This window comes from Luteibacter yeojuensis, from assembly GCF_000964085.1.
In the GTDB taxonomy this organism is placed as follows: Bacteria; Pseudomonadota; Gammaproteobacteria; order Xanthomonadales; family Rhodanobacteraceae; genus Luteibacter; species Luteibacter yeojuensis_A.
Window position 1 is genome coordinate 1 of record NZ_JZRB01000007.1, and the last position, 26,975, is coordinate 26,975.

Genomic DNA, 26,975 nt, shown 5'->3' on the forward strand with positions numbered 1-26,975 from the left:
TAATCCGCGATGAACCAAAAAAAAACCCCCGCTTTCGCGGGGGTCGGGGGCTTACCCAAACTCTTCCTGGCGCTCAGTCGTGCAGCGCCACGTCCTTGGTCTCGCGGACGAAGAACAGGCCGATGACGAAGGTCATCAGGGCGACCACCACCGGGTACCAGAGGCCGTAGTAGATATCGCCCTTCCACGCCACCAGCATGAAGCCGATCGTAGGCACGAAGCCGCCGAACCAGCCGTTACCGATGTGGTACGGCAGGCTCATCGAGGTGTAGCGGATGCGGGTGGGGAACATCTCCACCAGCCACGCGGCGATGGGCCCGTAAACCATGGTGACGTAGATGACGAGGATGGCCAGCAGCACCACCAGCATCGGGTAGTTCGCCTGCGCGGCATCGGCCTTGGCCGGGTAGCCCGCGGTCTTCAGCTGGTCATCCAGCTTGCCGGTGAACGCCTTGCTCTGCGCCGTGAACGTCGCCTTGTCTAGGCCGGTGCCCTCGAACGAGTCGATCACCTCGTCGCCCACTTTCACCGTGGCCACGGTGCCCGCCGGCGCGGCGGCGTTGCTGTACGGGATGCCCTTCTTGGCCAGCACGCTCTTCGCCACGTCGCACGAGCTGGTGAAGGTGTGCTTGCCCACCGGATCGAACTGGAAGCTGCAGGCATTCGGGTCGGCGGTGACCACCACCGGCGCGTTGGCCGCGGCGGCTTCGATGGCCGGGTTGCCGAAGTGGGTAAGCCCCTTGAAGATCGGGAACATGGTGAGCGCGGCGATGAGGCAGCCGGCCAGCACCACCGGCTTGCGGCCGACGCGATCGGAGAGCCAGCCAAAGAACACGAAGAACGGCGTGCCGATGAAAAGGGCCGCGGCGATCAGCAGGTTGGCCGTGGTGGCGTCGATCTTCAGGCTTTGGGTGAGGAAGTACAGCGAGTAGAACTGGCCCGTGTACCACACGACGGCCTGGCCGGCGGTGGCGCCAAGCAGGGCGAGGATCACCAGCTTCAGGTTCTTCCACTGGCCGAACGCTTCGGTGAGCGGGGCCTTCGACTGCTTGCCCTCGGCCTTCATCTGCTGGAACACCGGCGACTCGTGCAGCTGCATGCGGATGTACACCGATACGGCCACGAGCAGGGCGGAGACCAGGAACGGGATGCGCCAGCCCCAGGCATCGAACGTATCGCCGCCAAGGCCCAGGCGCGTGCCCAGGATGACAAGCAGCGACAGGAACAGGCCGAACGTGGCGGTGATCTGGATGAAGCTGGTGTACAGGCCGCGCTTGCCGTTGGGCGCGTGCTCGGCCACGTAGGTGGCCGCGCCGCCGTATTCACCGCCCAGCGCCAGGCCCTGCAGCAGGCGTAGCAGGATCAGCAACACGGGGGCGGCCACGCCGATCGTGTTGTAGCCGGGGAGCACGCCCACCAGGAAGGTGGAGGTGCCCATGATGATGATGGTGACGAGGAACGTGTACTTGCGGCCGATGAGGTCGCCGATGCGGCCGAACACGATGGCGCCGAAGGGGCGGACGGCGAAACCCGCGGCGAACGCCAGCAGCGCAAAGATGAACTGGCTGGTGTCGTTGAGGCCGGTGAAGAACTGCTTGCCGATGGTGGCGGCGAGCGAGCCGTAAAGGTAGAAGTCGTACCACTCGAAGACAGTGCCCAGGCTCGACGCGAAGATCACGCGTTTGTGGCTGGTGGCGATGGTGCCATCGGCACGCATGCCGGATGCGGTGGTTGCCATGCGTAGCCTCCGTTAGAAACGGTAGTTGCCGTTGAGGGTGAACTCGTTGCCGGAGGTCTTCTGGCGGCCGAGGCCATTGGTCGTCGTCGAATCGAGCTTGGCGCGGATCCATTCCACGCTGTAATCGAACGGGCCCGTGGTGTACTGCAGGCTTAGCGCGTTCTGGCGGGCACGCAGCAGGCCCGCGGTGTTGGCGGCACGCCAGCGCAGCACGTCGTCCTTGTCCGGCTTGCTCACCGAGGCGAAGCCGTAGACCGTCCAGTGAGAATCGAACTTGTAGCCGGCCTGCAGCCAGCCGCCCTTGTCCTTGATATCGCCGAACTGCGAGAGGTCGCCGAACACCTGGCCAATGGCCTTGCCGGTGTACACCGCACCCTTGAGGATGAAGCTGCCCGGGGTCCACATGCCGCCCAGTTCCGCGGCCGTGCTCTTGATGTTGCTCTTGATCGGCGTGATGGTCTCGCCATCGACGCCATGCAGGTCGAGCTTGCTGTAGTGGCCGGCCACGAAGGCCTGCCAGTTGCTGCCCTTGGCGGTAATGCGGGCCTCCACCTGCGGCTTGAAGCCGGCGTTGCCCGCGGTGAGGTAGTTGGTGGTCAGGCCCGGGCCGCTCCAGCTGCCTTCGAACGCGGCCACGTCGAGGCGCCACTTGGTGCCTTCGGCACCGTGGTTGAGGTCCTGCATCCACATCACGCCCGGGTAGCGCCAGCCGATCACGCCGTTGCCGTAGCCCAGCGGGAACGCGATGTGCGACAGCGATTGCGGCACGTAATCCAGCGGGAACAGCAGGTCCCAGAACTGGCCCACGCGCAGCGTGCTGCCGGTGCTGGCATTGGCGATGTCGAAATAGGCCTGGCGCAGGCGCGGCGTGGGCTGCTGCTGCGAGTAGGCACCGGTACCGTTGAATCCGCCGAAGAAGTCCATCTCGATGCGGCCGCTGCCAGCCCAGTTCTCGGAGATCTTCGCGCCCGAGAAATCGAGCCAGAAGCGGGTGTTGCGCACGTCCACGCCGCTCAGCGAGTCGTTCACGTGGCCGGCGTTGCCCGGGATCGGGTATTCGGCGTTGGCGCCGTTACCGTACTGGTACCCCTTGCTCTGGGTGAAGGCGCTGGCGTTGATGAAGCCATGCAGCGCCACCGAGACGCCCGGCGCGGTGCCGGTGCTGAAGGGCGGCTTGGCCGGCACGGCGGCGACGGTCTTCTCGACCTTGGTCACCTTTTCCTCGGTGGCCTGCGATTGCGTCTGCGCCGCCTGGGCCGTGGCCGTGGCTTCGGTGGTGGCCGATTTCTGCTCCTGGATCATCGCCTTGAGCTCGGCCAGCTGTTGCTCCAGCTGGTTCACGCGCTGCTCGAGCTGCGCCTCGCGGGTGCTCGATTTCTTCGTCTTCGACTGGGCGTGCGCGGTGCCCGGCATGGCCGCCATCGGCAGCATCAGTGCGCAGGCAACGCTGAAGGCGATGGCCTTGCGGCCACCGGAATGCGTGGTGTTCATCAAGTGGTCTCCCCAACCCTTAGGCACGCCGAGAATGTGACAGCCGGGCGCGGGCATCCATTCGCCAAAGGTCTAACCTCGACCAAAGTCGTAAACCGGCCGCATAAATATGCTGCGCCGCGACGCTACACTCAGGGCCCACGCCCCACGAACCTTATGTACGCAGGAGCCAGCATGTCCGAGATCCACCCGGTCGACCCCGCCTTCGCCGAAAAGGCGCGTGTCCGCAAGGACGATTACCAGCGCATGTACGCGGAATCGGTCCAGGACCCGGATGGCTTCTGGAAATCGATGAGCGAGCGGCTCGACTGGGTCACGCCGCCCACGAAGATCAAGAACGTCTCGTACGATCCGGCCGACCTGCACATCCGCTGGTACGAGGATGGCGTGCTCAACGTGGCCGCCAACTGCCTGGATCGCCACCTGGCGAAGCGCGGCGACAAGACCGCCATCATCTTCGAGGGCGACGACCCGAACGAATCGCGCACGCTCACCTACCGCCAGCTGCACGCCGAGGTATGCCAGTTCGCCAACACGCTGAAGAACCTGGGCGTGGCCAAGGGCGATCGCGTCGTCATCTACCTGCCCATGATCCCCGAGGCCGCCGTGGCCATGCTGGCCTGCGCGCGCATCGGCGCCATCCACTCGGTGGTGTTCGGCGGCTTCTCGCCCGATTCGCTGGCCAGCCGCATCGCCGATTCGAAGGCCAAGCTCATCGTCACCGCCGACGAGGGCTGCCGTGGCGGCAAGAAGATCCCGCTGAAGGCCAACGTCGATGAATCGCTGACGCGGCCGAACACCAACAGCGTGGAAACCGTGGTGGTGGTGCGCCGCACCGGTGGCGCCGTGCATTTCCAGTCGCCGCGCGATCGCTGGTACCACACGCTGATGGAAGGGCAGAGCACCGAGTGCCCCGCCGAGCCGATGAACGCCGAGGACCCCCTGTTCACGCTGTATACCTCCGGCTCCACGGGGCAGCCCAAGGGCGTGCTGCACACCAGCGGTGGTTACCTCGTCTATACCAGCCTGACGCACGAGCTCACGTTCGACCTGCGCGAGGACGATATCTACTGGTGCACGGCCGACGTGGGCTGGATCACCGGCCACAGCTACGTCGTCTACGGCCCGCTGGCCAACGGCGCCACCGTGGTGATGTTCGATGGCGTGCCCAACTATCCGGATTTCAGCCGCTTCTGGCAGGTGGTCGACAAGCACAAGGTGACGCTGTTCTACACCGCGCCCACCGCCATCCGCGCGCTGATGCGCGAGGGCGACGAACCGGTGAAGAAGACCTCGCGCAAGTCGCTGCGCATCCTGGGCACGGTGGGTGAGCCGATCAACCCCGAGGCCTGGAACTGGTACTACCGCGTGGTGGGCGAAGAGCGCTGCCCCATCATGGATACCTGGTGGCAAACCGAGACCGGTGGCTTCCTCATCACGCCGCTGCCGGGCGCCACCGACCTGAAGCCGGGCTCGGCCACGCTGCCGTTCTTCGGCATCAAGCCAGCCATCGTCGATGCCGAGGGCAAGGTGCAGGAGGGCGCGTGCACCGGCAACCTCGTCATCGCCGACTCGTGGCCGGGCCAGATGCGCACGGTGTATGGCGACCACCAGCGGTTCATCGATACCTACTTCAAGGCCTACCCGGGCAATTACTTCACGGGTGATGGCGCGCGCCGCGACGAGCACGGTTACTACTGGATCACCGGCCGCGTCGACGATGTCATCAACGTCTCGGGCCACCGCATCGGCACCGCCGAAGTGGAGAGCGCGCTCGTGGCGCACCCCAAGGTGGCCGAGGCCGCCGTGGTGGGTTGCCACCACGACATCAAGGGCCAGGGCATCTATGCCTTCGTCACCCTCAACGCGGGCGAAGAGGGTAGCGATGAGCTGAAGAAGGAGCTGATCGCCGGCGTGCGCAAGGAGATCGGCCCCATCGCGGCGCCGGATTACCTGCAGTGGGCGCCGGGCCTGCCGAAGACGCGCTCGGGCAAGATCATGCGCCGCATCCTGCGCAAGATCGCCGAGAACGCGCCCGACCAGCTGGGCGATGTCTCCACCCTGGCCGATCCGGGCGTGGTGAAGAACCTCGTGGAAGAAAGACTGATCAAGTGAGCGACGTCCTCATCGCCGATGACCATCCGCTGTTCCGCGATGCCCTGCAGCGCGCGGTGGTGGCGGCCGTGCCGGGTGCCACGGTGCACACGGCCGATAGCGTGCCGGCGTTGTTCGCGCTGATCGAGACGATGCCGGAGGCCGACCTCCTGCTGATGGACCTGCACATGCCGGGTGCGCGCGGGTATTCCGCGCTCGCCCACATCCGCGGCCAGTATCCCGGCCTGCCCACCATCGTGGTCTCCGGCCACGAGGAAGCACAGGTGGCGCGGCGTGCGCTGGCCCACGGCGCATCGGCGTACATACCGAAGTCGGCGGCGGTGGACGACATCGTCGAGGCGGTCCGGGCTGTGCTCGATGGCGACGTGTGGCTGCCGCACCAGCTGATGGGCGGCACGGTGGAACTGAAGGCCGACGAAGCCGACGTGGCCGCACGCGTCGCGTCGCTTACGCCACAGCAATTCCGCGTGCTGAACATGATCGCCGAGGGCCTGCTCAACAAGCAGATCGCCTACGACCTCGGCGTATCCGAGGCCACGGTGAAAGCCCATATGACGGCCATCATGCGCAAGCTCGGCGTCTCCAACCGCACCCAGGTGGCACTGGCCGCGTCGCACCTCGACGTGGAAAAAGAAGCCATCCCGGGTAACACGGCCGAGCTGTAACGCGCGGCCGACCCGCACCGCACGACCTACCTGTAACGCACGGCCTACCTGTAGGAGCCCACTCTGTGGGCGACAGGTTCTCGCGAGAAAGCTGTCGCCCACAGAGTGGGCTCCTACATTGGCTGTTTTTATGCGGCGTGGGTGCCTGTGCGTTTTGCCAGCGCCACCAGCATCGCGCGTAGCGCCGCGGGTTTCACGGGCTTGTGCAGCAGGGGATAGCCGAGTTCGCGTGCGCGTTGCTTCAGCTCGGTGCTGCCATCGGCGGTGACCATGGCGGCGGGCGGCATGGGTGACACCTCCGTGCCGATGATCTGCAACGCGGCCAGGCCGTCCATGTCGTCGCTGAGGTGGTAGTCGGCCAGGATGAGGTCGACGCGGGTATCGCGCAGCACCGCCAGCGCCGCAGGCACGTCGACAGCCACGCGGCAGTCGACGCCCCAGCGGCCGAGCAAGGCCCGCATGCCGTCTAGGATGGTCTCGTCGTTGTCGAGGCACAACACCGTGAGCGGCAGCTGTTCGCCGCCACCGGGGCGCGCGACAGTAGCGGTGCGCTTGCGTGCCGTGGCCTCGGTGCGCGGCACGCTGATGCTGAAGCAGCTGCCGTGGCCCACGCGGGAACGCAGGCCCAGGCGGTGGCCGAGGATGCCCGAGAGGCGGTCGCAGATCGAAAGGCCCAGGCCCAGTCCTTTCTCGCCCCAGGGCGAGGGATGGTCGATGCGCTGGAACTCACCGAAGATGCGCGCCTGCTGTTCCGTCGCGATACCCGGGCCGCTATCCCACACTTCGATGCGCACATCCTTTCCATCGCGTCGCACGCCGAGTACGGCGCCGCCCGCGCGCGTATAGCGCAACGCGTTCGAGAGGAAGTTGGCGACGATGCGGCGCAGCAGCTGCGCGTCGGAGCGCACGGCGACCGTCGTCGGCACCACGTGCAAGGTAAGGCCGCGCTGCTCGGCCACCACGGCGAATTGCTGCTTCAGCGAATCGAACAAGTCGGCCAGGGCGAAGGGCGCCACTTCCGGCCGGTAGCTGCCGGCATCCAGGCGGGAGACATCGAGCAGGGCGTCGAGCAGGTCTTCGGCGGCGCGGAATGACGCATCGATGCGCTCGGCCAGCAACGTCGCTTCACCATCGAGCCCCGGGTGCTGCCTTAGCGCGGACGTGAACAGGCGTGCCGCGTTCAACGGCTGCAGCAGGTCGTGGCTCGCCGCCGCGAGGAAGCGCGTCTTCGAGGCATTGGCGGTTTCCGCGTCGCGGCGCGCGGAGGCGGTGGCCACCAGCGCGTCGGAGAGCTCCGCGGTACGGTCGATGACGCGTTGCTCGAGCGTTTCGTTCGCCTCGATCAACGCGAGCTCCGCGTGCTTGTACGCGGTCACGTCGGTGAAGGTGGTGACGAAGCCACCACCGGGCAAAGCGCGCCCGCGCATTTCGATGACGGTGCCGTCGGGTCGGATGCGTTGGAAGAGGTGCGGCGAACCCGCGCGCATGTAGCGGATGCGCTTCGCCACGTGCTCGTCGACCTCGCCGGGGCCGCATTCCCCGTGCTCCGCGTTCCAGCGGATGAGGTCGGCGACAGGCAGGCCGACGTACACCATGCCCTCGGGGTAATCGAACAGCTCCAGGTAGCGACGGTTCCAGGCCACCAGGCGCATGTCGCCATCCACCACGCTGATGCCTTGCGAGACGTTTTCGAGGGTGGTGGAGAGCAGCTCGCGGTTGAAGCGAAGTTCCTGCGAGGCTTCGTCCATCAGCGCCATGGCCTCGGCGATGTCGAGGCCGGTGCCGCTCAGCGCACCCATGAGGATGCGCCGTGCGCTGGCCGCGCCGACCGCGCTCGCCAGCAGGCGCTCGGTGAACTGGATCAACGGGCGGTCGGCGGCGTCGGTGGGGGAGAGCGCCACGCCGTGGCGCACGCCATATTCGTGGAAGGCGCGCTGCGTGACACGGTCGCCGACGATGCGGCCGGCGATGGTGCCGAGGTCGCGCACGGTGACGCGGCCGCGCCAGTCGCCCGCGCCGCTGGCACTGCGCACAAAGGGGTCGACGAACAGCGCGGCGTGCAGGCGCTCGGCGACACTGGGCCGGAAGCGCAACGAGATGAAGACCAGGCAGGCCACGTTGACCAGCAGCGACCAGAACGTGCCATGCGTGACCGGTTCCCAGCCCGAAAGATGGAACAACTCGTTCGGCTTGAGCCATCCAAACCCGAAGGGGCCGTCATCCATCCACGCATTGTTGATCCAGCCCGCGCGGGTCATGGCTGGCAGCAGCAGCGTGTAGGCCCACGTGACGAAGCCCGCGAGGAGGCCCACGTAAACACCGACGCGGCTCGCGCCACGCCAGTAGAGCGCCGAGACGATGGCCGGCGCGAACTGCGCGACGGCGGCGAACGAGAGCAGGCCGGTGGCCGCCAGGTTCTCCTGGTCGGCGATGATGCGGTAATAGACATACGCCATGCCCGCGAGGCCGACGATGGCGATGCGGCGGATGGCGAGCACGAGCTGGGAGACATCGCCGCGCTGCTCGAGGCCCAGCGCGCGGATGCGCAGCAATGCCGGCATCACCAGGTCGTTGCTGATCATGGTGGCCAGCGCCACCGCGGCGACGATGACCATGCCCGTGGCGGCGGAGAAACCGCCGATGAAGGCGACGAGCGCCATGCCGTGGTTGCCGAGGGCGATAGGCAGGTTCAGCACCCACGCATCGACGTGGTTGCTGGTGACCGAGGCGTGGCCTAGCCCGGCGCTGACGATGGGCAGTACGCCGGCGGAGATCAGCACCATGTAGAGCGGGAACAGCCAGCGCGCACGACGCAGATCGCGCGGGTCCTCGCACTCCACGACACCGATCTGGAACTGGCGCGGCAGGCAGAACATGGCGCAGAACGCGAGCAGCGTCTGTGCGACGAAGCCCGGTGGCATGCTGCCCTGGTCGATCTGGGCCAGCGGCGCACGAAGGGTCTCGACCAGGCCGGGGCCGTGCAGGTACGCATAGACAGCGATGCCAACGAAGGCCACGAGCTTGACCAGGGATTCCACGGCGACGGCGAGCATCATGCCGTGGTGGTGTTCGGTGGCATCGATGGTGCGCGTGCCGAAGAGGATGGCGAAGATGGCGAGCAGGGCGGCGCACCACAGCGCGGTATCGCCGAACCGCCAGTTGGTGCCATCGCCGAGCACGTTCACCGACATGGCCACCGCTTTGAATTGCAGTGCGATATACGGAATGATCGCCACCACGGCGATGATCGCCACGAGCGCCGCCAGGCCGTGCGACTTGCCGAAGCGCGCGGCGATGAAGTCGGCGATGGACGTGATGTTGCGTTCGCGCGCGACCAGCACCAGGCGCTCGAGCAGGCCGAAACCCAGCACGAAGAGAAGCAGCGGGCCGAGGTAGATCGGCAGGTACGCCAGCCCGGACCGTGCGGCGGTGCCCACCGCGCCGTAGAACGTCCACGACGAGCAGTAAACGGCGAGCGCAAGGCTGTACACCAGCGGGCGGAGCCGCGGCTGGCGGGGGTAGAGTGGCCGGCGGTCGCCCAGGTACGCGATGCCGAACAGCAAGCCGACGTACAACAAGGCGACCAGCAGCAGAAGCCAGCCTGCGATCACGGTAAAGGGTCCCTGTATGGCACGGCGTCAGGCTAGCATGGGCGGATGGCCTTCGACGTTCCCCCGCTGCCCGCCGACGAGATCCACGTCTGGCGCCTCCCCTGGTCCACCGACGCGAGCCAGGCGCCGCCGTTCCTCGCGCTGCTGGCGGGGTATGCCGGCCCGGGCGCTCCGGAGGTGCTCCGCGGCGAGCACGGCAAGCCGCATTTCGGCGGGTCTGCGGGGGCGCTTGGTTTCAGCTGGTCGCATAGCGGCGATACCGCGCTCTTTGCGGCAGGGCGGGGGCCCATAGGTTTCGAGGTCGGCGTGGACGTCGAGCGGGTTCGGCCCCGTGCCCGTGCGCTGGAGCTGGCGGCGCGATTCTTCGCCCCGGATGAGACGGCATGGCTGTCAGGCCTTCCGCCCGAGCGCGTGCTCGCTGGTTTCCTCGCGCTTTGGACCGCGAAGGAAGCGGTGCTCAAGGCCCACGGCGGCGGGCTTTCCTACGGGCTGCACCGCGCGGCGTTCATCCTGGGAGCGGATGGCACGCCCGTACCGCACGCGTTCGACGGCGATATCGCGCCCGCGGCCGGCTGGCAGGTCCAGCGCCTGGCCATGGGCGAAGGCCTCGTGGCTGCCGTCGCGTGGCGCGGTGAGCCGCGCAAGGTCCGCGTCTTCACAATTGCGCTTTGAACCTTTCCGCGCCGGGGCGTGTCTGACTTAGCGTGTGTGTGTGTGTGTGAGCCGTGGAGTGCGCCACAGGGATGTGGCGCGTTATGCTGGGACGACAGTCATTGCGCACGTCGCGCTTGGTGACGTGCGCATTTTTTTGGACCGTCGATGACCCTACTCAGCGTTAACCTGAACAAGATCGCCGTGCTTCGCAATTCCCGTGGCGGCGACGAACCTTCCATCGCCACCGCGGCGAACACCTGCATCGACGCCGGCTGCGGCGGCCTCACCGTCCACCCCCGTCCCGATATGCGCCACGTCACCCCGGCCGATGTCCGCACGCTGGCCGGGCTTCTGCGCGGGCGGGTGGAATACAACATCGAAGGCAACCCGTTCGCCGCGGCGCGCGGGGCATACCCCGGGCTTATCGAACTCTGCCGCGAGGTAAAGCCGACCCAGGTCACGCTGGTGCCCGATGGCGATGGCCAGATCACCTCCGACCACGGGTTCGACCTGACGAAGGACATCGAAACGCTGAAGCCGGTGGTGGCCGCGTTCCGGGAAATCGGCTGCCGCGTCAGCGTGTTCGTCGATGCCGGTGCGCAGGGCTTCGCCGACGCACTGGCCATCGGCGTCCAGCGTATCGAGCTCTACACCGGCCCTTACGCGAAGGCGTTCCACGATGGCGACGCCCGCGCGGAGCTTGCAGCCTTCGCCGATACGGCTCGCCGCGCCCAGCAGGCCGGGCTGGCGGTGAATGCGGGGCACGACCTTAGCCAGGCGAACCTGGGTACGTTCAAGTCGGCGATTCCCGGGTTGGCGGAAGTGTCGATTGGCCACGCGCTCATAGGTGAGGCGCTTTACCAGGGGCTGTCGAGTACGGTGCGGTCGTATTTGCGGATCTTGGCGTAGGGGCATCGCGCGCAAGCGCGCTCCCACATTTGGTAGCTCCCGCATCTAGTGGATAAAAAAACCCCGCCGTGAGGCGGGGTTTTTGGTCTTACCGGACAGACCTGATCGGTTACTGCGCGTTGACGAAACCGATCTTGGTCAGGCCCTGGCCCTTGGCGTCGGAAAGCACGCGTGCCACGACCTCGTACTGTGCCGCGTCATCCGCGTCGATCTGCAGTTCCGGCTGGTTGGACTGCTGGGCGATCACCGCGATCTGGGCGCGGAGGCCCAGCTCGTCGACCGGCGTATCGTTCCAGTACAGCGAACCATCCTGGCGGATCTGCAGCCGGACGGGATCCGGCGGGTTTTCTGGGTTCACGATGTTCGGATTCGGCTGCGGAAGATCGATCTTGATCTTATGCGACAGCATCGGAGCCGTGATCATGAAGATGATCAGGAGCACCAGCATCACGTCGACGAGCGGCGTGACGTTGATGTCGGCCATCGGGCCACCAGAGTTGCCTGAGCTGAATGCCATGTTCGTTACTCCTTGCCAGTCGACATGAAGCCGACGTGGACCATGCCGGCGTCCTTGGCATCGCCAAGGATCTTCTTCACCACCTTGTACTCGGTGGTGCGGTCGGCGCGGATCTGGAGTTCCGGCTGCGGCGACTTCGCCGCCGCAACCGCGAACTGGGCCTTCAGTTCAGCCTCGCTGACTTCGTTGTCATTGAGGAAGTACGTACCGTCCGGCTTGACCGCGAGATCCATCGGCTCGACCGGGGTGTCATCCTTAACGTTCGGATTCGCCTTCGGCAGGTCGATCTGGACCTTATGGGACATCAGTGGCGCCGTGATCATGAAGATGATCAGCAGAACCAGCATCACGTCGACGAGCGGCGTGACGTTGATTTCCGACATCGGCCCACCGGAGTTGCCCCCGCTGCTCATAGCCATGGGTCAATTCCTCTAGCGATTCTTACTTCGTGCCTTCGACACGGGCGCCGGTGGCGAAGAAGTCGTGCAGGTCGTGCGCGAATTCGTCGAACTGGGCGTAGGTCAGGCGGTTCGAGCGCATGAAGAAGTTGTACGCAAGCACGGCCGGGATAGCGGTGAACAGACCGAACGCGGTCATGATCAGCGCCTCACCGACGGGGCCGGCGACCTTGTCCATCGACGCGGAGCCCGAAGCGGCGATACCGATCAGCGCGTGGTAGATACCCCACACCGTACCGAGAAGACCGATGAACGGGGCCGACGAACCGACCGTGGCGAGCAGGGTCAGGCCGCCTTCGAGGCGCAGGCTCTCGCGAGCCACGGCCTGGCGAAGGGCGCGGTCGATGAATTCCGAACGCGACAGCGATTCGGCGAGGCGACCGCCAGCAGCCTGCTGGTGGTGGGCAACGGCCGAGGCGGCGTCGAGCGCGATCTTCGAGAACGGTTCGCCCTTCGGCTGCTCTTCGAGCATGCGAATGGCTTCCTGGGTCGACTGGGTGTTCCAGAAGCCCTGGATCACCTTGTCGGCGCGCGAACGCACCAGGCTGTTACGGATGAAGTTGGCGACGATGAAGTACCACGACAGGATCGACATCGCGACCAGCACCACGAACACAATCCAACCAAGTGCGTCGAAATTGTGGATGAGGTGGTCGAAGCCCATCTGCTTGAGGGCGTCGGCATTGGAGTTACCTGCCGGAGCAGGCTGAGCGGAGGTGTCTTGCAACATAACGCTACCCTTGGGAAGTCAAGCGTGAACTTAAAAAGTTATAAGCCGTGGGGGGCTTACAGCTGGTTTAGGTTGAACGTAACGGGGACACGTGCATAGCCTTCGACGGCCTGACCGCCTCGCTTGCCCGGGTTGAAACGCCAGTTCCTGGCCGCATCCTGCGCTGCCTTGTCCAGTTCGCGGAAACCGCTCGACTGGTCGACCTGGATGTCTTTCGGCGTACCGTCGACTGCCACGAGGACCAGAAGTACCACCGTACCTTCATGCCGCTGGCGAACCGCCTGCGGCGGATACTTTGGCGGGTTGCGCTGACGGTACGACAGATTTTCGCTAGGCGCGATATCCGCGGGCGGAGCCGGGGGCGCGGGAGGCGCCGGCGGCGGTGCCGGAACGGGATTCGAGCTCGCCTCTTCAACAGCCGGCGGCGGCGGAGCCGGCGGCGGCGGTGTCGGCGGCGGCTTCACCTGCTGGATGATTTTCGGCGGCGGCTGCTTCGGGGGTTCCGGCGGCGGCGGCGGGGGCGGCGGGGGCGGCGGCGGCGGTTCGATGAAGTCGACCTGCACAACCTTATCCGTCTTCTTCTCCTGGGACTTGGGCGGCGCCATGGGCGCGACCAAGACCAGGAAAGCGAACGAATGCAGCGCGATGGCTACTGCCAACGCACTTGTGCGCCCCCAACTGAACGGCGCTTGGCCGGTTGATTCGTTACTTGAGGCCATCAGTCACTATCAAGAGCTAATCAAGCGGAAGTGAGCCCGCTGCTTCCCGGCGCTCGGCGGTTGACATTGCCTGAACGCAGGTTTATGCAAGCGGAAAATATGCAAGTTACACCAGCATATGGCGTTTGTATAGCACCTGAAGGGAAGATTTATGGCTTGCCACAAGCCCCCCTTCCGGCACTTACAACGCCTTACTGGTTACCTGCGGTTTTCAACCAGGCGTTGGCCTTGGCAGACGTCTCAGGATCCTGCGCCGCGAGCTTCATGTCCGCGATAGCACCCTGCTTGTTCTTCTGACCACGCTTGGCTTCCGCGCGCACCATATAGGCCTGGCCCTTATGCTGCACGCCCTTGCTGATGGCGTCCGTCGCTGCCTTTTCGGCCGCGGCGTATTTGTTTTCCTGGAGGTTCACGCGGGCCAGCTTGAGGGCTGGCTCGCCGTTCGTCGCGACCTTGGCAGCCTCGGTGTAGGCGCCAACGGCACTGTTCATGTCGTCGCTGGTGACATACGAATCACCCAGCAGGTTGTAGTTGTCGCCGGTCTTCTGGACGACGCCCTTGTCCATGCCTTCCTTGATGATGGCGGCGGCCTTCTGGGCGTTGCCCTTCTGGCGGGCTTCGTTTTCCTGGCCGTCGATCAGGTAGACCTTGGCGAAATTGACGTACTGCTTTTCATCCTTGATGGCGCCGGCCGTGTGGGCCTTCTCCATCAGCGCGATGGCTTCCGGGTACTTCTGCGCCTGGATGAGGGCCGACGACGCGTTGTTCAGCGCGGTGGCATCGTTCGGGTTCTTGGTCACTTCATCGGTGGCCATCTGGGCGGCCTTGTCGCCCTGGCCGGTTTCCGAGTAGCTGGCCATCAGGATCTGGTCCCACGCCGGCTGCGGCTTGGCATCGGGCATCGACTTCGCCTTGGTGATGGCGGCGATGGCTTCCGGGTACTTCTCGAGGCGGTAATCGATGTTGCCCTCGAGGCCGTAGGAATCAGCCGTTTCCTTCTTGCCTTCGCTGCGCCACTCCTGCAGCGACTGCAGCGCCGGCGCGTACTGCTCGTCGGCGACGAGGAACTGGGTGTACATGTACTTGAGCTGGAAGTACGTGTCGTTCGGCATGACGCCGATATCGAGCGCCTGCTTGAGCTGCGCGATGGCGCCCTTAACGTCGCCGTCGTTGTACTTCATGTTCGCAAGGCCCTGCAGCGCGAGCGCCTGGGCGTACTTGCTGCTCGTGCCCGAGCCATCGGCGAGCGGGGTAAGGATCTGCGTGGCCTTTTCCTTGTCGCCATTGTTGGCGGCATCGAGGCCTTCGTTCAGGGCCTTCTGGTCCTTCTCGCTCTTGAGGTCGAGCTTGGGTTCCTGGCGAGTGGCATTCGGATACAGCGCTTCTTTCTTGTCCGCCGGGGCTTTGTCTTTGGCAACGACAGCGCCGCTGGCGAGGGAAAGTGCGATCGCGACTGCGAACGCCAACTTGGAGAAGGAACCCTGTTTCATTGACTGCCCTCGGTTGATTGAGTCGTCGCACCAACGGTGCTTCGGGGGGACTAGAGAGGTTACCCTGTTTTTATTCCTAAGAACAAGTCGCAGTGCGTCAAAAAATAAGAGTCAAAACAATGACTTGTTAGAAAATAGTTGGCGCTTACGAATTAGGGGTGAATTTTGGCCCTTGAAAACCCTGTTTTCATCCACCCTACGCCCCCGCACGTCGTGGATACGAAAACGCCCGGCTTCCTGCGAAGCCGGGCGTTTCTTTTAGCACGATTGAAACCGGGAGGTATCAGATATCGAGGTTGGCGACCTTCAACGCGTTCGATTCGATGAAGTCGCGACGTGGCTCCACGGCCTCGCCCATCAGCATCGAGAACATCTGGTCGGCCGCGACGGCGTCTTCGATGCCCACCTGCAGCATGCGGCGCGTTTCGGGGTTCACCGTGGTTTCCCACAACTGCTCGGGGTTCATTTCGCCGAGGCCCTTGAAGCGCTGGATGGTACGGCCCTTCTTCGCCTCGTCGAGCAACCAGGTGCGCACGTCGCCGAAGCTGGTGACGCCACGCGAACCGTTGCCGCGGCGGACCACGGCGCCCGGCTTGAGGCTGAGCTCGGCAAGTTGTGTAGCGATCGATGCAATAGCGCGGTAGTCACTGCCACCGAAGAACGCCTGCGGCATGATCCAGGTGTGGCTCAGGCCGTGCTGCATGCGCTCCACCTCCACGGCCGCGCCCTGCTCGTTCAGCGCAGGGCGGAAGCGCAAGGCGTACGTGGGCTTGCCCAGGCCGCTCGCGCTGAGGCGCGTGGCGATGCCATCAAGCCATGCCTGCATGGCGCCGGCGTCCTTCCAGAACCCTTCCTCGAGCGGCTTGTGCTCGATGAGCGCGGTGAGCACCGAGCTATCGAAGCGATGCGACATGCGCTCGATCTGGTCCAGCGCGGCCTGGTAATCGCGCAGCAACTTCTCGAGCGTTTCACCGCCGATGCCCGGCGCGCCCTCTTCCGGCTCCAGCGACGCGTTGTCGACGGCGCTCGAAATCAGGAACTCGTTCAGGACGCTGTCGTCCTTAATGTAGAGCTCCTGCTTGCCCTGCTTCACCTTGTAGAGCGGCGGCAGGCCGATATAGACGTGGCCCCGCTCGATCAGCTCCGGCATCTGGCGGTAGAAGAACGTCAGCAGCAGCGTGCGGATGTGCGAACCGTCCACGTCCGCGTCGGTCATGATGATGATGCGGTGGTAGCGCAGCTTGTCGGGGTTGTATTCCTCCTTGCCGATGCCCGTGCCAAGCGCGGTGATCAGCGTGCCGACTTCGGCGGAGGAGATCATCTTGTCGAAGCGAGCCTTTTCGACGTTAAGGATCTTGCCCTTCAACGGCAGCACTGCCTGGGTACGGCGGTTGCGGCCCTGCTTGGCGGAGCCACCTGCCGAGTCACCCTCGACCAGGAACAGTTCGGACAGCGCCGGATCCTTCTCCTGGCAATCGGCCAGCTTGCCGGGCAGGCCTGCGATATCGAGCGCGCCCTTGCGGCGGGTCATCTCACGGGCCTTGCGGGCGGCCTCGCGGGCACGGGCCGCGTCGACGGCCTTCGAAGCGATGTTCTTGGCTTCGGTCGGGTTCTCGAGGAGGAACTCGGCGAGCTTGTCGTTGACGACCTGCTCCACCGCCGTCTTCACTTCGCTCGAAACCAGCTTGTCCTTGGTCTGCGAGGAGAATTTCGGATCGGGCACCTTGACCGAGAGCACCGCGATCATGCCTTCGCGCATATCGTCGCCCGAGAGCGCCACCTTGGCGTTCTTGGCGATGCCTTCTTTCTCAATGTAATTCTGCAGCGTACGGGTCAGCGCCGCACGGAAGCCCGTGAGGTGGGTGCCGCCATCGCGCTGCGGGATGTTATTGGTGAAGCAGAACATCGTTTCCTGGTAGGCATCCGTCCACTGCATGGCCAGCTCGACCGTGATGCCATCGGTCTGCGAGCTGAAGCTGATGACCGTGGGGTGCAGGGCCGTCTTCAGCTGGGCCAGGTGCTGCACGAACGACTTGATGCCACCCTCGTAGGCGAAGATGTCCTTGCGGTCGTTGCGCTCATCCACCAGCTCGATGGTGACGCCCGAGTTCAGGAACGCCAGCTCGCGAAGACGCTTGGCGAGGATGTCGTAGTGGAACTCGTTGTTGTTGGTAAACGTGAGCTTGCTGGGCAGGAACCGCACCATGGTGCCGCGGCGCGAGGTGTCGGCCGTGGCGGCGATGGGTGCCACCGGCTCACCGTGGCTGTATTCCTGGGTCCATTCCTTGCCATCGCGCCAGATCGTGAGCCACAGCGTTTCGCTGAGTGCGTTTACGACCGAGACGCCCACGCCGTGGAGGCCGCCGGAGACCTTGTACGAGTTCGCATCGAACTTGCCGCCCGCGTGGAGCACCGTCATGACCACTTCGGCCGTGGAACGGCCCTCTTCCGGATGCGTATCCACCGGAATGCCGCGGCCGTTGTCGGCCACGCTGGCCGAGCCATCGGTGTGGATGGTGACCGTGACGTAGTCGCAGTAGCCGGCCAGGGCTTCGTCGATGGCGTTATCCACGACCTCGAACACCATGTGGTGCAGGCCGGTGCCGTCGTCGGTGTCGCCGATGTACATGCCGGGGCGCTTACGGACCGCCTCCAGGCCCTTCAGGACCTTGATGCTGCCGGAGTCATAAGCGTTCGAGTTCGTCGGATCGAGAGGTTCGTTCATGCGATGCCTGGTGATGACGCAGGAGGCCCCGACACGCGCAGGACGCAAGGCCGGGACAGTCGGTCGATTATAGCAAAGCCGTCACACCACCCTGTTCCACGTGGAACACTGTGACGGGCTGGTCGGTGAGGGCGTGCGGAACCTCGGTGCCGGTCACCAGCACCTGCACATCGCGCCCGAGAAGTTGGGCAACCACCCACTCTTGATGGGTGCGATCAAGTTCCGAAGCAAGGTCATCGAGGCACACGACCGGCCATTCCCCGCGCAGCGCGGCGTGGAGCGAAGCCTGGCCAAGCAGGCACGCGAGGGCGCAGAGCTTCTCCTGGCCGCGTGACAGGTGCTCACGCAGGGGCGCGTGCTCAAAGGCGATGGAAAAGTCCGCGCGGTGAGGCCCCGCGGTGGTGTGGCCACGGCCAAGGTCCCGGCCCCGGCGCTCATGGAGGGTGGCAGCAAGGTCCATCGCCTCGTCCCACCCGGCTTTGTAGCGGAGCGAAAAGGCGCCGAGTTCAGGAAGCACGTTCCCCATGAAACCCTGGATGTGCGGCACGAGGCGATCAAGATAGCTCTTGCGGTAACCGGAGAGTGCCTCACCCGACAACGCCAGCTCCGACTCCCAGGGATCCATGAGACCCCCGTCCAAGGGTGCCCCAGTTCTCAGGAGCGCGTTGCGCTGCTTCAACGCCCGTTGATAGCGCCGCCACTGGTTAACGAAGCCATGTTCCACGTGGAACAAGCCCCAGTCGAGGAAACGACGCCGCTCGTCGGAGGCACCGGCGATCAGGTCGTGCGACCCGGGCTCGAAGCACACCACTGCGCACTCCTGCACGAGTGAACCAAGCGACACGGCGTCACCATCCACCCTCGCCTGCCAACGACCGCTCTCGCGGCCCAGCCCGAGGCGCCTCGCCCTGTCGTCACCGGCACGGACTTCCGCAAACACCGAGAGCGACGTGGCGCCGCGCTTGAGTAATACATCCCGCGAGCCCGCGCGGAACGAACGGCCATGGGAAAGCAGGTAGGCCGCCTCGAGCACGCTCGTCTTGCCGGCGCCATTGGCACCAACGAACACACTGATACCGGGCGCGGGCGTGATCGCCACGCCATCCAGGCATCGCAAGCCAGCGATACGCAGCGACTCGAACTTCATTGCCCGCCTTTAGCCATGCCAGAACGAACGACGCCGGGGTGTCGAAGACATCCCCGGCGTCGTGGGCCGAACTTTACCTTGCCGAGCGGTCAGAGGCGAAGCGGCATGACCACATGGCGTGCTTCATCGTTGCCCTCCTCCTGCAGGAGGCAACTGGACTGGGCATCACGCAGGTTCAGTCGAACCTTCTCGCCACGCAGGGCCCCAAGCGCATCGAGCAGGTAACCCACGTTGAAGCCCACGGCCAGGTCGCTGACCGCCGTCTCGGCTTCCACTTCTTCCTGGGCTTCTTCCTGTTCCGGGTTGTGAGCCACGATCTTGATGTGGCCCGGCTGCAGTTCCAGCTTGACGCCGCGATACTTCTCGTTGGAAAGGATGGCCGCGCGCTGCAGGGCGCTACGCAGCACGTCGCGCTCGATGGTGGCCGATTTATCGGCGCCGAGCGGGATGACCGCCTCGTAATCCGGGAAACGGCCGTCGATGAGCTTCGACGTGAACTGGACGCCGCCGCGGCGGACGCGCAGGTGGTTACGGCCAAACTCGAGCTCCACCGTGCCCTCGCCCGACTCAAACAGGCCGATGAGCTCGTTCACGCCTTTACGCGGGATGATGATCTGGCGGCGCGCCGACACGGAGCTATCGAGGCGCGTTTCCTTCAGCGCCAGGCGGTGGCCATCGGTGGCCACGCAGCGCAGGGTGTGCTCCTGCAGATCGAGCAGCATGCCGTTGAGGTAATAGCGCACGTCCTGGTTCGCCATGGCGAAGGCCGTGCGCTCCATCAGGTCGCGCAGCACCTCTTCCGGCAGCGTGACGCGCTCGACCAGCTCGATTTCGTCGATCGTCGGGAATTCGGTGGCGGGCAGCGTGGCCAGCGTGAAGCGGCTGCGGCCGGCGTTCAGCGCGATGCGATCGCTGTTGAGCTTGATATCGATCTTCGCGCCATCGGGCAGGGCGCGAACGATATCGAACAGCTTGCGTGCCGGGATGGTGATCTCACCTTCCTGTACGCCATCCGCCGCCGTGGTGGCCACCATCTCGACTTCGAGATCGGTACCGGTGAAGGAAACCTCGCCACCGGAGGCGCGGACGAGGAGGTTCGCGAGCACCGGCAGGGTCTGGCGGCGTTCGACGACACCCACCACCTGCTGCAGGGGCTTGAGCAGTACTTCCCTCTGGATGCTGAATTGCATGCGTCCCCTACTCCTGCTTTTAATGTTTTTAAGATTTATATGGTGGTTGTAGTTAGGGCGGTGGATATCTTGAAAAGTGCTTTTTTCGTCTACTTTTCAATCATTTACTGATTTATATCTACTGCCAAACCACGACGGTTTCATGTGGGTGCTCTGTGGATAACTTCGAGGGTCGAAACCATCCTCTGTCCATGCACCTATTATCCACAGGTTCTCAGCCCGTCAAGATACGGATGAGCTGTTCCCAATCCTGTCGCATACGCACGTCTTTCTCGCAGAAGCCACGGATGGTGCGGCACGCATGCAGCACCGTCGTATGGTCGCGGCCGCCAAAGGCCTCGCCGATCTCGGGCAGGCTGTGCTCCGTCAGTTCCTTGGACAGGGCCATGGCCACCTGCCGCGGACGCGCCAGGGAGCGTACGCGGCGCTTGGAGAGCAGGTCGGACAGGCGCACCTGGTAATAGTCGGCCACCGTCTTCTGGATGTTCGGCACGGTGACCGCCTGCGCGTGCGTGTTCAGCAGGTCGCGCAGGGTCTCTTCGGCGAAATCGGTGGTGATGGCACGGCGATAGAAGTTGGCGCGGGCAGCGAGCGTGTTGAGCGCGCCCTCGAGGTCGCGCACGTTGGAGCGGATGCGGCGCGCGAGCAGCATCGCCACGTCCTCCGACAGCGCCATGTCCTTGTCGACAGCCTTCGAAAGCAGGATGGCCGCGCGCGTTTCGAAATCCGGTGGCTCGATGGCCACGGAGAGGCCCCACCCCAGTCGCGATTTCAGCCGCGGCTCGAGCTTGTCGAGCTCCTTGGGGTAGCGATCGCAGGTGAGGATGATCTGCTGCTTCGCCTCGAACAGCGCATTGAACGTATGGAAGAACTCTTCCTGCGTGGTGTCCTTGCCGGCGAAGAACTGGATATCGTCGATAAGCAGCGCATCCACCGAGCGGAAGCGGCGCTTGAAATCGTCCATGTTCTTTTGCTGCAGGGCCTTCACCATGCCGCTGACGAACTGCTCCGAACGCAGGTAGAGCACCTTCGCACCGGGGTTGTTCTGCAGCAGCAGGTTGCCAGCGGCGTGCATCAGGTGCGTCTTGCCCAGGCCAGTGCCGCCATAGAGAAGGAGTGGGTTGTAGGCGCGGCCGGGGTTCATGGCGACCTGCATCGCCGCCGCCTTGCCCAGCTGGTTCGACTTGCCTTCCACGAATGTCTCGAACGTGTAGTGCGGATCGAGGTTGTGCTGGTGCGGGGGCTCCGGTGCGACCGGCGCGTGCACGGCGGGCGTGGCCATGGGCGCCGCGGCCGCCGGCATGCTCGCGGCCACCGCCGATGCGGGCCGCGCGGGCGCCGGGCGGCCACCGTGCGAGCCCACTTCGAGGCGGACGGGCAGGGGGTGGCCGGCAAGGTGTTCGATGATCGCTTCGATGCGCACCAGGAACTGGCTGCGCACGGTGTCGAGCGAATACGGGTTCGGCGCGTACAGGTACAGGCCCGTGCCGTCTTCCCGGGCCTGCAAGGGCATGAGCCAGGTATGGACGTCTTCGGGGCTCAATTCGCCATCAAGACGCTCGAGACAGCGCCTCCAGAGATCACTCATCGGGTATTCTTTGCCACAGCGTGAAGGGGCGCTTGCGCGCGGGGTGGACGATGAAGTCTACCAGCCTTCCGCCCCGCCCTCGGTGCCTGCCCAGCTCGGCCGCCGCTGTCATCGTCTGGCCAAGCGCTTGACATCCCTCGTGAATGTCCCGCATACTTTTGGGCCAATTTTTATCTTCACCCGGATGTTAGCGCCATGAAGCGTACTTACCAGCCCAGCAAGCTCAAGCGCGCCCGTACCCACGGCTTCCGCGCCCGCATGGCCACGGCCGACGGCCGCAAGATCCTCAACGCGCGCCGCGCGAAGGGTCGCAAGCGCCTCATCCCGTAAGCGGCTCGCCGGTCGTGCGTGCCGCAGCCCTGCCGCGCGATGCGCGGCTTCGCCGCGCCGCCGACTTCGCCGCCTTGCGAAATGTCAGCGGTCGCCTCGGCGGCCGCTGTTTTCTTTTGCGCTTCGGAAATAACTCGGCGGGCACAGCCCGGCTTGGCCTGGCGATCTCCAAGCGCTGCTCCAAGCGTGCCGTCGATCGGAACCGCATCAAGCGCCTCGCCCGCGAGGCGTTTCGTCGTGCCCGGCCCGAGCTGCCGCACGTCGACATCCTCGTCATGGCCCGCGATTGCGCGGTCGAGGCCCCCGGCGACGCCCTCCTGGCGGAGCTCGATGCCCTCCTCCGACGCATCCGGCCGTTGAAGCGCGAGGGTGCCGACGGCACAATCGCGCGTTGACCTCTTTCCTGCCCGTCCTGCCGTCCTCATATCGGCCGCGGTGCCTAACGGATCTGGCTTAAGCTAATGAATCAAACGCGCACGCTCCTTCTCTTCGCGCTCATGTTCGTGGCGTACGTGCTGTTCACGCAGTGGGAACAGGATTACGGCCCAAAGCCGCCCGCCCAGGCCGCGCCCACCGCGCAGGCCGATGGCAAGCCGGCCGCCGATGGCAGCGTGCCGGGCGCCGCGTCGCCCGCCAGCGTGCCGACCGATTCCGCCGCCGCGCCCGCCGCCAAGGCCGAGCTCGTCACCCTGCAGAACGACGTGCTCCGCCTCACCATCGATACGCGCGGTGGCAGCGTCGTGCGTTCCGAGATGCTGGCCTACCCGAGCGAACCGGTCACCCGCAAGGACCCGACCCCGCCGCCGGCGCGCCTCCTCGATGACGACCCGGCCTCGTTCTTCGCCGCCCAGGATGGCCTGGTCAGCAACAACGGCGCCGCGCCCGATCATCGCGCCCTCTTCGCCGCCGCGAAGACGGAAGCCAAGCTGGCCGATGGCGAGAAGTCCGTCAGCCTCGACCTCACCTGGGCCGATGCATCCGGCGTGAAGGTGGTGAAGCGCTACACGCTCAACCGCGCCGACTACGTGGTCAACCTCGACCAGCGCATCGAGAACGGTTCGCAAGCCACCTGGTCGGGCAATGCCTACCAGCAGCTGCAGCGCGCCCCGATGCCGAAGGCCAACTGGTTCAAGTCGTACACCGACCCGGCCCAGCACAGCTTCTTCGGCGCCGGCTGGTACAGCCCGGATTCGAAGTTCGAATCGCTCGGCTTCCTCGATTTCCAGAAGAAGCCGCTGAACCGCGCCATCACCGGCGGCTGGATCAGCATGCTGCAGCACTACTTCTTCGTCGCCTGGATCCCGCCGGCCGACCAGAACATCACCTACAGCACGAACATCGTCGACCCGAACTCCGCGTCGCCCCGCTACCTCGTCCGCGCCTTTGGCCCGGCGATCAGCGTCGCGCCCGGCCAGGCCGCCGACAGCAACGCCCGCCTCTATGTGGGCCCGAAGCTGCAGGGCACGCTCGACGCCATCGCGCCGGGCCTCGACCTCACCGCCAACTACGGCTGGCTCACCATCGTCGCCACCCCGCTGCACTGGCTGCTCTCGCAGCTGCATAGCATCAGCGGCAACTGGGGCGTGGCCATCATCCTGCTCGTGCTCATCATCAAGGGCTTCCTTTACAAGCTCACCGATGCGCAGTTCCGTTCCGGCGCGCGCATGCGCAAGCTGCAGCCCCGCGTCCAGGCGCTGAAGGAGCGCTACGGCGACGACCGCATGAAGATGCAGCAGGCCATGATGGAGCTGTACAAGAAGGAGAAGGTGAATCCGATGGCGGGCTGCCTGCCCATCCTCATCACCTTCCCGATCTTCATCGGCCTGCTCCGCGTGCTGTCGGAATCCATCGAGCTGCGCCACGCGCCGTTCTTCGGCTGGATCCACGACCTTTCCGCGCCGGATCCCTGGTACGTGCTGCCGGTGCTGTACTTCCTGGTCACGCTGCTCACCCAGCGCATGATGCCCACCGCGGGCATGGACCCGACCCAGGCCAAGATGATGAAGGTGATGCCGCTGCTGTTCGGCGTCTTCTTCGCCTTCTTCCCGTCCGGCCTGGTGCTGTACTGGACCGTCAACGGTGCGACCAGCCTGCTCCAGCAGTGGTACATCAACCGTAGCGTCGACCGGGCGCACGAAAAGGCGCGCACCGCCTAAACGCCATGAACCACGGCGCCGACACCATCGCAGCCATCGCCACCGGCGCCGGCGCGGCCGGTGTCGGCGCCGTTCGCGTTTCCGGGCCCCTGGTTCCGGCTATCGCGGCGAGCATGCTCGGCCGCGAGCCCCGGCCACGCCATGCGCACTTCGCGGCGTTCCGCGATGGCGCCGGTGAGTTGATCGACCGCGGCATCCTGCTCTACTTCCCGGGCCCCGCGTCGTATACCGGCGAACACGTGCTGGAGTTGCAGGGCCACGGCAGCGCGGTGTTGCTCGACGCCCTGCTCCGCCGATGTATCTCGCTCGGCGCCCGGCTCGCCCGCCCCGGCGAATTCACCGAGCGCGCCTTCCTCAATGGAAAGTTGGACCTGGCGCAAGCCGAGGCCGTGGCGGATGTCGTCAGCGCAACCTCCGAAGCCGGTGCGCGCGCGGCGTTACGTTCGATGGAAGGTGTGTTTTCCGCGCGCGTGGATGATCTGCTCGGCGAGCTGATCGCGCTGCGCGTGCATATCGAAGCGGCCATCGATTTTCCGGAAGAGGAAATCGACTTCCTTGCGGACCCGGTGATTGGTGAGCAGCTCGCTGCGCTGCGTACGCATCTCGACGAGCTCCTCGTCGAAACCCGCCGTGGTGTCAGGTTGAACGACGGCATCGCCGTCGCCATCGTCGGGCGCCCAAATGCCGGCAAGTCGAGTTTGCTCAACGCGCTCGCAGGCTCGGACCGTGCGATCGTCACCGATATAGCCGGCACCACGCGTGACGTGTTGCGCGAGGCGATCACCCTCGACGGCGTGACGCTGGAGCTCGCGGATACCGCGGGGTTGCGAGAGTCGGATGATGTCGTGGAGCGCGAAGGCATCCGGCGCGCACGTGCGCAACTCGAGCGTTGCGATGTAGCGATCCTGGTGACGGACGAAGCGCATGCTGCTGTGGATGTCGCGTTCTTTGAAGGAACGCCATCGCACGCTGCGCGCATCGTAGTGGTGAACAAGATCGATCTTGGATCGTCGCCTGCGCATGATGAATCTGCCGACGGAGTCGCGAAGCTTTGGCTATCGGCGCTGACGGGCGAAGGCCTCGATGCACTGCGTGGGTTGCTTCGCACGCTGGCAACGGCGGGTGCCGGTGAAGGTGCGTTTAGCGCGCGGCGACGGCACGTCGTTGCGCTTGAGATTGTGCATGAACATCTGACGCGGACCGCAACGGCGTTGCACGATTCGCATGCCGGTGAACTGGCTGCCGAGGAGCTTCGCCAGGCGCAGCAGGCGCTTGGTGAGATTACGGGTACGTATTCGTCTGACGACCTATTGGGTGCGATCTTCAGTTCGTTCTGTATTGGTAAGTAGATAGATCGCGCCGCTCCAAGATCGCGCTTTCCGAATCGATATCGATGCCACCGAGTACTTCAATCCGCCAGCGAAACTCATTGACGAGCTGATGGGTGTGAGCGGGACGGAAAAAGCTCCGAAGAATCTCTACCACCAAGTCCTCCGGATCGCGCCCGGTAATACCCGAAAGGTTGTCGAGATCAGATAGAAGTGCGCCGTCGGTAATGATCATGCGCAAGAGTCTATCGGTCGAACTTGGATGTGAAATAGGCGATCGCCTCACAAACAGGTAGGGCTTCGCCGACATCTGTGTAGGTATTGGATTTACTTGCGATCGATATCGGTCCGTACGGGTGCAGAGATTCGCAATCGGGATATCATCGGGCGCACGTTGCGCCGTGCGCGCAACGAAGCCCTCTTACGAAGGATCGCAGTGCCGTACACCAAAGGATGGAAGAGCTACGCGGATCAGGTCGATCAGCTAGAAGCGCGAGGATTGGAAATCGGAGATCGGGAATCCGCAATCAGGTACATGAAGCGGATAGGCTACTACCGCATCAGCGGATACTGGTTTCCTCTCCGGAAGCGAACCGGACCCGTTGTGCTTCTCAATGATGCTGGACAGCGACCGCAGCGTATTCGCGAGGTACGCATTCCTTTGGATGAATTCCTAGACGGGGCCCGCCTTGCTGATGCCATCGAACTCTACGTGTTCGATAAGAAGCTTCGTATGCTCACGCTGGATGCACTTGAACGAATCGAAATTGCGCTGCGAGTCGATATCTCGCACACACTCGGGGCGATCGACGCTTTTGCTTACTTGCGGCCCGCGTGCCTACACCCAGACTTTAGCGAGTCGATTGATCAAACTAGAGGTGTGACGCGCCATCACGAGTGGCTTGGTCGTCATGCACGCCTTGTAGGACGATCTCGGGAAGATTTCGTTCGTCACAACAAAGAAAAATACGGATTGCCTCTCGCAATCTGGGTAGCCTGTGAAGTCTGGGACTTCGGGACATTGTCGACGTTGTTCGGAGGCATGCGCGAGTCGGAGCAAGACGCAATCTCGCAGCTCTATGGCGTGAAGAATGGGCGAATATTCGCCACATGGCTCCGCAGCCTCAACTACCTCCGCAACATATGCGCTCATCATAGTCGCCTCTGGAACCGTAACATCATCGACCAACCGAAGCTTCCCCCACTCGGAGAGGTCCCGGGTCTTGATCGCTTCCGACACGACGCGCACGCCAGAGCACGTTGTTATCTTCTGCTGTTACTGACGAAGCATCTGATGGACGTCATCAACCCTGGTTCCACCTAGTCACATCGCATGAAGGCGCATCTGGTGACGTTTCCAGCCTTGACGCACTTGGGCATCGATCTACATGCGGCGGGTGTGCCGTCGGACTGG

Annotated in this window: 22 protein-coding genes; 9 read left to right on the forward strand and 13 right to left on the reverse strand. The window is 64.6% G+C overall.

Annotated elements, in window-relative coordinates; all coding sequences use genetic code 11:
• Nucleotides 1–73 precede the first annotated feature (73 nt).
• Nucleotides 74–1,738, reverse strand: coding sequence for an MFS transporter (locus VI08_RS03820; protein WP_045828228.1), 1,665 nt, complete (start codon nt 1,736–1,738; stop codon nt 74–76).
• Between the two features lie 12 nt (nt 1,739–1,750).
• Nucleotides 1,751–3,229 (reverse strand): carbohydrate porin, encoded by a 1,479-nt coding sequence (locus VI08_RS03825; protein WP_045828229.1) that lies wholly within the window; start codon nt 3,227–3,229, stop codon nt 1,751–1,753.
• Nucleotides 3,230–3,403: 174 nt separating this feature from the next.
• On the opposite strand from VI08_RS03825, the gene acs reads away from it, so the two are divergent.
• Complete coding sequence (acs, locus tag VI08_RS03830) at nt 3,404–5,344, forward strand: acetate--CoA ligase (RefSeq protein ID WP_045828230.1); 1,941 nt, start codon at nt 3,404–3,406, stop codon at nt 5,342–5,344.
• Complete coding sequence (locus tag VI08_RS03835; RefSeq protein WP_045828231.1) at nt 5,341–6,009, forward strand: response regulator transcription factor; 669 nt, start codon at nt 5,341–5,343, stop codon at nt 6,007–6,009. Before acs ends, VI08_RS03835 begins: the two co-directional genes overlap by 4 nt.
• A gap of 128 nt (nt 6,010–6,137) precedes the next feature.
• Here VI08_RS03835 and VI08_RS03840 read toward each other — a convergent pair whose 3' ends face one another.
• Nucleotides 6,138–9,620: a PAS domain-containing hybrid sensor histidine kinase/response regulator gene (locus tag VI08_RS03840; protein ID WP_045828232.1), complete on the reverse strand. Its 3,483-nt coding sequence runs from the start codon at nt 9,618–9,620 to the stop codon at nt 6,138–6,140.
• Nucleotides 9,621–9,665: 45 nt separating this feature from the next.
• Between VI08_RS03840 and VI08_RS03845 the strand changes: the two genes are divergently transcribed.
• Nucleotides 9,666–10,292, forward strand: a complete 627-nt coding sequence (locus tag VI08_RS03845; protein ID WP_045828233.1) for a 4'-phosphopantetheinyl transferase family protein — start codon at nt 9,666–9,668, stop codon at nt 10,290–10,292.
• A 147-nt stretch (nt 10,293–10,439) separates the two neighbouring features.
• Nucleotides 10,440–11,183, forward strand: coding sequence for a pyridoxine 5'-phosphate synthase (locus VI08_RS03850; RefSeq protein ID WP_045828234.1), 744 nt, complete (start codon nt 10,440–10,442; stop codon nt 11,181–11,183).
• A 109-nt stretch (nt 11,184–11,292) separates the two neighbouring features.
• On the opposite strand, the gene VI08_RS03855 is transcribed toward VI08_RS03850, so the two are convergent.
• From VI08_RS03855 to dnaA, 9 genes are all read right to left on the reverse strand, one after another.
• A complete protein-coding gene (locus VI08_RS03855) occupies nt 11,293–11,700 on the reverse strand; it encodes an ExbD/TolR family protein (protein WP_045828235.1) in 408 nt (135 codons plus the stop codon).
• A gap of 5 nt (nt 11,701–11,705) precedes the next feature.
• Nucleotides 11,706–12,119, reverse strand: a complete 414-nt coding sequence (locus VI08_RS03860; RefSeq protein WP_045828236.1) for an ExbD/TolR family protein — start codon at nt 12,117–12,119, stop codon at nt 11,706–11,708.
• A gap of 22 nt (nt 12,120–12,141) precedes the next feature.
• The gene (locus VI08_RS03865; RefSeq protein WP_045828237.1) at nt 12,142–12,888 is read right to left on the reverse strand and encodes a MotA/TolQ/ExbB proton channel family protein; all 747 of its coding nucleotides are present in this window, start codon (nt 12,886–12,888) and stop codon (nt 12,142–12,144) included.
• Nucleotides 12,889–12,944: 56 nt separating this feature from the next.
• Nucleotides 12,945–13,547: an energy transducer TonB gene (locus VI08_RS03870; protein ID WP_428992128.1), complete on the reverse strand. Its 603-nt coding sequence runs from the start codon at nt 13,545–13,547 to the stop codon at nt 12,945–12,947.
• Between the two features lie 251 nt (nt 13,548–13,798).
• A complete protein-coding gene (locus tag VI08_RS03875) occupies nt 13,799–15,097 on the reverse strand; it encodes a tetratricopeptide repeat protein (RefSeq protein WP_045828239.1) in 1,299 nt (432 codons plus the stop codon).
• A 283-nt stretch (nt 15,098–15,380) separates the two neighbouring features.
• Complete coding sequence (gene gyrB, locus VI08_RS03880; RefSeq protein WP_045828240.1) at nt 15,381–17,822, reverse strand: DNA topoisomerase (ATP-hydrolyzing) subunit B; 2,442 nt, start codon at nt 17,820–17,822, stop codon at nt 15,381–15,383.
• A 67-nt stretch (nt 17,823–17,889) separates the two neighbouring features.
• A complete protein-coding gene (gene recF, locus VI08_RS03885) occupies nt 17,890–18,969 on the reverse strand; it encodes a DNA replication/repair protein RecF (RefSeq protein WP_045828241.1) in 1,080 nt (359 codons plus the stop codon).
• Between the two features lie 89 nt (nt 18,970–19,058).
• Complete coding sequence (dnaN, locus tag VI08_RS03890) at nt 19,059–20,159, reverse strand: DNA polymerase III subunit beta (RefSeq protein ID WP_045828242.1); 1,101 nt, start codon at nt 20,157–20,159, stop codon at nt 19,059–19,061.
• 214 nt (nt 20,160–20,373) lie between these two features.
• Entirely contained in the window at nt 20,374–21,747 is a 1,374-nt protein-coding gene (dnaA, locus tag VI08_RS03895; RefSeq protein WP_045828243.1) for a chromosomal replication initiator protein DnaA, read from the reverse strand.
• Nucleotides 21,748–21,942: 195 nt separating this feature from the next.
• Here dnaA and rpmH point away from each other — a divergent pair, with 195 nt between their 5' ends.
• The 4 genes from rpmH to mnmE all read left to right on the forward strand — a co-directional run bounded on the left by rpmH (nt 21,943) and on the right by mnmE (nt 25,582).
• The gene (gene rpmH, locus VI08_RS03900; protein ID WP_045828244.1) at nt 21,943–22,077 is read left to right on the forward strand and encodes a 50S ribosomal protein L34; all 135 of its coding nucleotides are present in this window, start codon (nt 21,943–21,945) and stop codon (nt 22,075–22,077) included.
• A 14-nt stretch (nt 22,078–22,091) separates the two neighbouring features.
• A complete protein-coding gene (rnpA, locus tag VI08_RS03905; protein ID WP_052697676.1) occupies nt 22,092–22,472 on the forward strand; it encodes a ribonuclease P protein component in 381 nt (126 codons plus the stop codon).
• A 66-nt stretch (nt 22,473–22,538) separates the two neighbouring features.
• A complete protein-coding gene (yidC, locus tag VI08_RS03910; RefSeq protein ID WP_045828245.1) occupies nt 22,539–24,233 on the forward strand; it encodes a membrane protein insertase YidC in 1,695 nt (564 codons plus the stop codon).
• A 5-nt stretch (nt 24,234–24,238) separates the two neighbouring features.
• Nucleotides 24,239–25,582 (forward strand): tRNA uridine-5-carboxymethylaminomethyl(34) synthesis GTPase MnmE, encoded by a 1,344-nt coding sequence (mnmE, locus tag VI08_RS03915; protein ID WP_045828246.1) that lies wholly within the window; start codon nt 24,239–24,241, stop codon nt 25,580–25,582.
• Here mnmE and VI08_RS21625 read toward each other — a convergent pair.
• Nucleotides 25,557–25,796 carry a hypothetical protein gene (locus VI08_RS21625; RefSeq protein ID WP_157006316.1) on the reverse strand — a complete coding sequence of 80 codons (240 nt, stop codon included), beginning with the start codon at nt 25,794–25,796 and terminating at the stop codon, nt 25,557–25,559. The two genes, mnmE and VI08_RS21625, sit on opposite strands and share 26 nt — an antisense overlap.
• A gap of 201 nt (nt 25,797–25,997) precedes the next feature.
• Here VI08_RS21625 and VI08_RS21155 point away from each other — a divergent pair, with 201 nt between their 5' ends.
• The gene (locus VI08_RS21155; protein WP_198148832.1) at nt 25,998–26,885 is read left to right on the forward strand and encodes an Abi family protein; all 888 of its coding nucleotides are present in this window, start codon (nt 25,998–26,000) and stop codon (nt 26,883–26,885) included.
• Nucleotides 26,886–26,975 lie beyond the last annotated feature (90 nt).

Excerpts from the sequence above, each read along its gene's own strand:
- VI08_RS03820 (WP_045828228.1), bottom strand. The coding sequence starts at position 1,738 with ATGGCAACCACCGCATCCGGCATGCGTGCCGATGGCACCATCGCCACC.
- VI08_RS03825 (WP_045828229.1), bottom strand. The coding sequence starts at position 3,229 with ATGAACACCACGCATTCCGGTGGCCGCAAGGCCATCGCCTTCAGCGTT.
- acs (WP_045828230.1), top strand. The coding sequence starts at position 3,404 with ATGTCCGAGATCCACCCGGTCGACCCCGCCTTCGCCGAAAAGGCGCGT.
- VI08_RS03845 (WP_045828233.1), top strand. The coding sequence starts at position 9,666 with ATGGCCTTCGACGTTCCCCCGCTGCCCGCCGACGAGATCCACGTCTGG.
- VI08_RS03850 (WP_045828234.1), top strand. The coding sequence starts at position 10,440 with ATGACCCTACTCAGCGTTAACCTGAACAAGATCGCCGTGCTTCGCAAT.
- VI08_RS03855 (WP_045828235.1), bottom strand. The coding sequence starts at position 11,700 with ATGGCATTCAGCTCAGGCAACTCTGGTGGCCCGATGGCCGACATCAAC.
- VI08_RS03860 (WP_045828236.1), bottom strand. The coding sequence starts at position 12,119 with ATGGCTATGAGCAGCGGGGGCAACTCCGGTGGGCCGATGTCGGAAATC.
- VI08_RS03865 (WP_045828237.1), bottom strand. The coding sequence starts at position 12,888 with ATGTTGCAAGACACCTCCGCTCAGCCTGCTCCGGCAGGTAACTCCAAT.
- VI08_RS03875 (WP_045828239.1), bottom strand. The coding sequence starts at position 15,097 with ATGAAACAGGGTTCCTTCTCCAAGTTGGCGTTCGCAGTCGCGATCGCA.
- gyrB (WP_045828240.1), bottom strand. The coding sequence starts at position 17,822 with ATGAACGAACCTCTCGATCCGACGAACTCGAACGCTTATGACTCCGGC.
- recF (WP_045828241.1), bottom strand. The coding sequence starts at position 18,969 with ATGAAGTTCGAGTCGCTGCGTATCGCTGGCTTGCGATGCCTGGATGGC.
- dnaN (WP_045828242.1), bottom strand. The coding sequence starts at position 20,159 with ATGCAATTCAGCATCCAGAGGGAAGTACTGCTCAAGCCCCTGCAGCAG.
- dnaA (WP_045828243.1), bottom strand. The coding sequence starts at position 21,747 with ATGAGTGATCTCTGGAGGCGCTGTCTCGAGCGTCTTGATGGCGAATTG.
- rpmH (WP_045828244.1), top strand. The coding sequence starts at position 21,943 with ATGAAGCGTACTTACCAGCCCAGCAAGCTCAAGCGCGCCCGTACCCAC.
- yidC (WP_045828245.1), top strand. The coding sequence starts at position 22,539 with ATGAATCAAACGCGCACGCTCCTTCTCTTCGCGCTCATGTTCGTGGCG.
- mnmE (WP_045828246.1), top strand. The coding sequence starts at position 24,239 with ATGAACCACGGCGCCGACACCATCGCAGCCATCGCCACCGGCGCCGGC.
- VI08_RS21625 (WP_157006316.1), bottom strand. The coding sequence starts at position 25,796 with ATGATCATTACCGACGGCGCACTTCTATCTGATCTCGACAACCTTTCG.